The sequence below is a fragment of the Streptacidiphilus sp. EB103A genome, from assembly GCF_041261405.1.
Taxonomy (GTDB): Bacteria; Actinomycetota; Actinomycetes; order Streptomycetales; family Streptomycetaceae; genus Streptacidiphilus.
Genome location: NZ_JBGCAQ010000001.1, coordinates 790119 through 796752, shown reverse-complemented (window position 1 = coordinate 796752; position 6634 = coordinate 790119). Strand labels below are relative to the sequence as shown.

Here is a 6634-nt window from a genome sequence, read left to right as displayed (position 1 = left end):
CGCCCCCACCACCCCACCCCCCCCCCCCCCCCCCCCGCCCCCCGCCCCCCCCCCCCCCGGGGGGGGGGGGGGGCGCCCCCCCGGGCCCCCCCCCCCACCCGTCTTCCGTTACGGCCGCGCCCGTACGCCGTCCAGGGCGATGGCGAGGACCCGGTCGCGCTGCCCCTCGTCCGGGAAGGCGGTCGAGGTGATTCCGGAGACCATCCGCACCAGGTCGTCGAAGCTCATGTCCTCCCGGGCCTCGCCCGCCTGCTGGGCCCTGAGCAGCAGCGGGCCGCCCGCCTCATAGAGGGAGTCCCGGCAGGCCAGGAAGATGTCCGACTCGCCGTTGAGCGCGTCGCGGATGGCCCGCTTGGTGACGGAGTACTCCACGAAGCGGCGCAGCCAGGCGGTCAGCGCCTGCCACGGCGGGTCGGCGGCCAGGTCCACCGCCACCTTGCCGAGGGCGTTGACCTCCTCGGCGTAGACGCTCTCGAAGAGGTGCCTGCGGGTGGGGAAGTTGCGGTAGAGGGTGCCGATGCCGACGCCCGCGCGCCGGGCGATGTCCTCCAACGAGGCGTCGGCCCCGTTCTCGGCGAAGGCCTCCCGCGCGGCGGCGAGCAGCGCGTCGAAGTTGCGTGCGGCGTCCGCGCGGCGGGGGCGCTGCACCACGACGATCTCCGTCGCCGCCGCTGTCGCCGTGGACTCCGCCATCACGCACTCCCTCTTGGATCGAACAGAGAACCGGGGTTGTACCGGAGGCAAGCCTCCGGTATGGTGGAGGCATGCCTCCACTTTAGCAGCCGAGGCATCGGTCCGCACCGATGCGGACCCCCCACACCCATCCTGCCCTACGGTCTCCCGCGCCCTTCCACGGCTCACGGAACCGCTCTCCGCCATGCCACAACGCCGTTCGTTCGAGAGAGAAACCATCATGAACCGGACGTCCAATCGGCTCACCTTCGCGGTCCTCGCGACCGGAGCCGGCGTCTTCTCGATGCTGCAGTCACTGATCGCCCCGGCCCTGCCCACCGTCCAGCACGCCATGCACACCTCCCAGTCCACAGCGACCTGGGTGATGACCGCCTATCTGCTGTCCGCCTCCGTCTTCACCCCGATCCTCGGCCGCGTCGGCGACCTGGTCGGCAAGAAGCGCACCCTGGTCGCGGTCCTGGCCGCGCTGGTCCTCGGCTGCCTGCTGGCGGCCCTCGCGCCGAACATCACCGTGCTGATCGTCGCCCGAGTCGTCCAGGGCATCGGCGGCGCGCTGTTCCCGCTCTCCTTCGGCATCATCAGGGACGAGTTCCCCGCCGTCCGGGTCTCCCCCAGCATCAGCAACCTCTCCGCGGTGATCGCCGCCGGCGGCGGCTTCGGCATGGTGCTCGCCGGGCCCATCGTCGGCGCGCTGGACTACCGCTGGCTGTTCTGGCTGCCGGTCGGCGTGGTGGCACTCGCAGCGCTCGCCGCACTGCGCTGGATCCCCGAGTCGCCCACCCGCGGCGAGGGCAGCGTCAACTGGCTCGGCGCCGGGCTGCTCTCGGCCTGGCTGGTCGCCCTGCTGCTGCCCATCAGCCAGGCCTCCGTCTGGGGCTGGGGCTCGATGCGGGTGAATCTGCTGCTGGTCGCCGCGGTGGTGCTGTTCGCACTGTGGATCCGCTCCGAGAGCCGCGCCGCCAGCCCGCTGATCGACCTGAAGGTGATGCGGCTGCGCGCGGTGTGGACCACCAACACCGCCGCGCTGCTCTTCGGCGCCGGCATGTACGCGGTCTGGTCCTTCCTGCCCGGCTTCGCCCAGACACCCTCCTCGGCCGGCTACGGCTTCGGCTCCAGCGTGACCGGGGCCGGCCTGCTGATGCTGCCGATGCTGGTCGCGATGTTCTGCTCGGGCGTGCTCAGTGGACGCCTGCAGCCGATCGTCGGCGCCAAGGCGCTGCTGGTCGCGGGTGCCGCGCTGGGCGCGGCGGCCTGCGCGATCCTCGCCGCCTGGCACGGTCAGCAGTGGCAGATCGCCTTCGCCGCAGGGGTGTTCGGCCTCGGCATCGGCCTGGCCTTCGCCTCGATGGCGAACCTGATCGTCCAGAGCGTGCCGGCCGAGCAGACCGGCGCGGCGACCGGCATGAACGCCAACATCCGCACCATCGGCGGGTCGCTCGGCGCGGCCGTGATGAGCAGCCTGGTCACCGGCAACCTGCAGGCCTCGGGCCTGCCCGCGGAGAGCGGCTACACCGGGGGGTTCGCCCTGCTCGCGGTCCTCTGCCTGGCCGCCTCGCTGACGGCCCTGCTGGTCCCGGCCCGCACCGTGGTACGGCAGGCCGCCGCCGAAATACAGCCCACTCTGGTGTCCGAGGTCGCTGGACGGTAACCGTCGTGCATGGCTTGTCGCGCAGTTCCCCGCGCCCCTACACGTTTGCAACTGAGCCAGTTGCAGACCCCTAGGGGCGCGGGGAACTGCGCGACAAGCCAGCTACGGCCCGCACTCAACCCCCGACACCAACCATGTCCTGCAACCCCACCACCCGCAGCAACTGCAGCCGCTCCGCGGCCTCACTGCCGGGCCGCGCCGTGTAGACGATCAGCCGCTGATCGTGGTTGGCGCTGAGCATCACCTCGCAGTCCAGTTCGAGCGCTCCCACCACCGGGTGAAGCACCGTCTTGGTGTCAGCGCGCCGCACGGCGACATCGTGCTCGGCCCACAGCGCCGCGAACTCCGGTGAGGCCGCCAGCAGCCGCCGTACCAGCGCCGCCGCTCGCGCGTCCTCCGGCCGGGCCGCGACCACCGAGCGCAGCTGCGCGGCGTGGACCCGGCCGAGGTGCTCGTGTTGGTCCGGGGCCAACCGGTCCCGCGAACCGGGGTCGGTGAACCAGCGCCAGACGATGTTGCGCTCGCCCGGCGGGCGGCCGCTGTTGTCCCCGAACACCGCCATCGCCAGCGGGTTCTGCGCCAGCACGTCGCCGATGTCGGAGGTCACCTGCGCGGGGGTGTCGTACAGCCGGTCCAGGATCAGCAGCAGTCCGGGACGGACGTGCCCGCCTCCCGCCGTCGCCCGCGGCGGGGCCTGTCCGGCCAGGTGGTACAGGTGGTCGCGCTCGTCGTCGCTCAGCCGCAGCGCCCGGGCCAGCGCAGCCAGCAGCTGCGCCGAGGGGTGCGGCCCGCGCTGCTGCTCCAGCCGGGTGTAGTAGTCCGCCGACATGCCCGCGAGCTGGGCGACCTCCTCGCGCCGCAGCCCCTGCGTGCGCCGCCGCGCCCCCGCGGGCAGTCCCACGTCGGCGGGGGTGAGCCGGTCGCGGGAACGGCGGAGGAAGTCGGCGAGCTGCGGGCGGTCCATGGATCCAGCATCCCCCGGCCGCCGCACGGTATCCAGGGATCGCCGATCCCCCGATCGACGGGTCTCTCCCGCTGCCCGCAGGCCGTCCGCATGCTGGAGTCAGCAACCCGGCGAGAGGACGAGAACGATGACGACGATTCTGGTGACCGGAGCGACCGGGCAGGTCGGCCGCCGACTGGTGCCCAGGCTGATCCAGTGGGCGGCCGAGGGCGAGCGGCTGCGGGTGCTGGTCCGCGGCGAGGCCGCGGCCGAACGCTTCACCGCGCTCGGCGCCGAGGCGGTCCTCGGCGACCTGCGCGAGGAGGGCGACCGGGCCAAGGCCCTGCAGGGCGTGGACGACGTGGTCAATGTCGCCGCCGCCTTCCGCGGCGTTCCGGACGAGGAGGCGCTGGCCGTCAACCGGGACGCGGCGATCGCGCTCGGCCGGCAGGCCTTGGACGCGGGCGTCCGCCGCTTCGTGCAGACCAGCACCAACCTGGTCCACGGCTTCGGCCACGGCCGCCCCGCCCGCGCGGACGACCCGCTGGAGCCCGTGCCCTGGGGCGTCTACCCGAGGTCCAAGGCCGAGGCCGACACCGCACTGGCCGAACTGCACACCGGGCACGGCCTGCCGCTGGTGACGGTACGGCTGGCGTACGTGTACGGCGAGGGCGACCCGCACCTGCGCGACGCGGCGGCCCGCTCCGCGGACTGGGCCGCGCACCAGCGGCTGCCGATGGTGCACCACGCGGACGTGGCCCAGGCCCTGCACCGGGCGCTGCGCACCCCCGGCATCGAGGGCCGGATCTACCACGCCACCGACGACGCCCCGGTCACCGCCTACGACATCCTCCGGCTGGCCGGGCTCCCGATCCCGCCGGAGGCCGCCGGAAAGCAGGACCCGCATCCCTGGATGGGCGTCACCGACAACCTCCCGCTCCGCGACGAGCTGGGCTGGCGCCCGCTCTACCCCTCGGTGTGGACGGCCCGCGACGCCGGAGCGCTGTGACGGCGGGCTCCATGACCCTCTGCGTCATCGCCCGGACGGCGGCTCGCCGTCCGGGCGATGACCCGTCACCCTGGACCCCATGGCACCAGGAGTGGCACCGGCCGTCCCGGCCGTCCCGGCCGACGAGGTAGCGGCGATCGTCGCCCGGCTGCGCACCCTGCTCGCCGCGCTGCCCCCGCAGGACGGTGTCGCGGCCTTCGCCACCGCCTATCTGACCGTCACCGAGTCCCTGGCCGCGCATCTGGCCGCGGGCGGCTTCTTCAAGAACCCCGTCGAGGTCGCCCGGCTCGACGTACTGTTCGCCGGACGCTTCCTGGACGCCCTCGCCGCCCGCCGCGCCCCGGCCTGCTGGCGGCCGCTGCTGCAACTGCGGCTGCACCCGGGCGTGCTGCCGGTGCAGTTCGCGCTGTGCGGGATGAACGCCCATATCGAGCACGACCTGCCGCTGGCGGTGGTGGACGCCTGCGTCGTGCTCGGCTGCTCCCCCGACGAGCTCTCCGGCGACTTCCACCGCGTCAACGACCTGCTGGCCCAGGTCGAGGAGCAGGTCAGGGACCGGCTGATGCCGGTCGTCGACGGTGAGCTGGCGGTGGCCGAGCCGCTGCTGCACCTGCTCAGCGCCTGGAGCATCGATCGGGCCCGCGACGCCGCCTGGGCCTCTGCGGTCACGCTCTGGGAGCTGCGCGACCGCCCCGAGGCCTACCGGGTCGCCGCCGACGCCCTGGACGACGCGACCGGCCTGGTCAGCCGCTGCCTGCTCACCCCGCTCGGCCCACACGGGAGCGGATGAGCAGGCAGCGGGTCAGAACTGACTACCAGCTGGCGTGCAGCGGCTTGCCCTCGGCGTAGCCGGAGGCGCTCTGCACGCCGACCACGGCGTTCTCGCGGAACTCCTCCAGCGAGTGCGCACCGGCGTAGGTGCAGGAGCTGCGGACGCCCGCGACGATCGAGTCGATCAGGTCCTCGACGCCGGGGCGGGCCGGGTCCAGGAACATCCGCGAGGTGGAGATGCCCTCCTCGAACAGCGCCTTGCGGGCCCGGTCGTAGGAGGACTCCTCGGAGGTCCGGTTGCGCACGGCGCGGGCCGAGGCCATCCCGAAGCTCTCCTTGTACTGGCGGCCGTCGGCGGTGGTCTGCAGGTCGCCGGGCGACTCGTAGGTGCCGGCGAACCAGGAGCCGACCATCACATTGGACGCGCCGGCGGCCAGCGCCATCGCCACGTCGCGCGGGTGCCGCACCCCGCCATCGGCCCAGACGTGCCTGCCCAGCCTGCGGGCCTCGGCGGCGCACTCCAGCACCGCGGAGAATTGCGGGCGGCCGACGCCGGTCATCATCCGGGTGGTGCACATGGCGCCGGGGCCGACACCGACCTTGAGGATGTCCGCGCCGGCCTCGACCAGGTCGCGCACACCGGCGGCGGCGACCACGTTCCCGGCCACGACCGGCACCTGCGGGTCCAGGGCGCGGACCGCCTTCAGCGCGCTGATCATGGACTCCTGGTGCCCGTGCGCGGTGTCGACGATGAGCACGTCGGCGCCGGCCCCCAGCAGCGCCTCCGCCTTGCCCGCGACGTCGCCGTTGATGCCCACGGTGGCGGCGATCCGCAGCCTGCCCTGGCTGTCGACGGCCGGGCTGTAGAGGGTGGCCCGCAGGGCGTTCTTGCGGGTCAGTATGCCGACCAGCTGTCCCTCGCCGTCCACGACCGGGGCCAGCTTGCGGTGCGCGTTGGTCAGCCGGTCGAAGGCCTCGCGGGGCGCGATGCCCTCCTCCAGCAGCAGCAGGTCGGCCGACATCACCGCGGACAGGCTGGTGAAGCGGTCCACCCCCTGGCAGTCGGACTCGGTGACCACGCCGACCGGCCGGCCCTCCGCCACGACCACCAGGGCGCCGTGGGCGCGCTTGGGCAGCAGCGACAGCGCGTCGGCGACGGTGGCGCCCGGGGCGAGGGTGAGCGCGGTGTCGTGCACCAGGTGGCGCCGCTTGACCCAGTCGATGACCTCGGAGACCACGTCCAGCGGGATGTCCTGCGGGATCGCCGCCAGGCCGCCGCGGCGGGCCACGGTCTCGGCCATCCGGCGTCCGGCGATGGCCGTCATGTTGGCCACCACCAGCGGAATGGTGGTGCCGGTGCCGTCCTCCGAGGAGAGGTCCACGGCCTGCCGGGAGCCCACCGAGGAACGGCTGGGCACCATGAACACGTCGTCGTAGGTCAGGTCGTACGGCGCCGAAGGGCGCTCGTCGTGGCTGCCGGTCTGGGGGTTCAAGAAGCGCATCTGGGTGCTCTCTGCTGCGGCGGGGGTAGACCTCGGGTGCGGCGGGGAGCGCGTCAGGGCGCCCTGCA

The 6634-nt window shown here is 73.5% G+C and carries 6 protein-coding genes; 3 read left to right on the top strand and 3 right to left on the bottom strand.

The window, feature by feature from the left end:
* Positions 1-108 precede the first annotated feature (108 nt).
* Positions 109-693, bottom strand: a complete 585-nt coding sequence (locus ABH941_RS03635; RefSeq protein ID WP_370127048.1) for a TetR/AcrR family transcriptional regulator — start codon at positions 691-693, stop codon at positions 109-111.
* Positions 694-913: 220 nt separating this feature from the next.
* Here ABH941_RS03635 and ABH941_RS03630 point away from each other — a divergent pair, with 220 nt between their 5' ends.
* Positions 914-2341 carry an MFS transporter gene (locus ABH941_RS03630; protein WP_370127047.1) on the top strand — a complete coding sequence of 476 codons (1428 nt, stop codon included), beginning with the start codon at positions 914-916 and terminating at the stop codon, positions 2339-2341.
* 115 nt (positions 2342-2456) lie between these two features.
* Here ABH941_RS03630 and ABH941_RS03625 read toward each other — a convergent pair whose 3' ends face one another.
* Positions 2457-3305 (bottom strand): helix-turn-helix transcriptional regulator, encoded by an 849-nt coding sequence (locus ABH941_RS03625; RefSeq protein ID WP_370127046.1) that lies wholly within the window; start codon positions 3303-3305, stop codon positions 2457-2459.
* A gap of 127 nt (positions 3306-3432) precedes the next feature.
* Here ABH941_RS03625 and ABH941_RS03620 point away from each other — a divergent pair, with 127 nt between their 5' ends.
* Positions 3433-4293 (top strand): NAD-dependent epimerase/dehydratase family protein, encoded by an 861-nt coding sequence (locus ABH941_RS03620; RefSeq protein WP_370127045.1) that lies wholly within the window; start codon positions 3433-3435, stop codon positions 4291-4293.
* Between the two features lie 79 nt (positions 4294-4372).
* On the top strand, positions 4373-5083 hold the full coding sequence (locus ABH941_RS03615; protein WP_370127044.1) for a DUF5995 family protein: 711 nt from the start codon (positions 4373-4375) through the stop codon (positions 5081-5083).
* Positions 5084-5105: 22 nt separating this feature from the next.
* Here the strand turns inward: ABH941_RS03615 and ABH941_RS03610 are convergent, their stop codons facing one another.
* Positions 5106-6566 carry a GuaB1 family IMP dehydrogenase-related protein gene (locus ABH941_RS03610; protein ID WP_370127043.1) on the bottom strand — a complete coding sequence of 487 codons (1461 nt, stop codon included), beginning with the start codon at positions 6564-6566 and terminating at the stop codon, positions 5106-5108.
* Positions 6567-6634 lie beyond the last annotated feature (68 nt).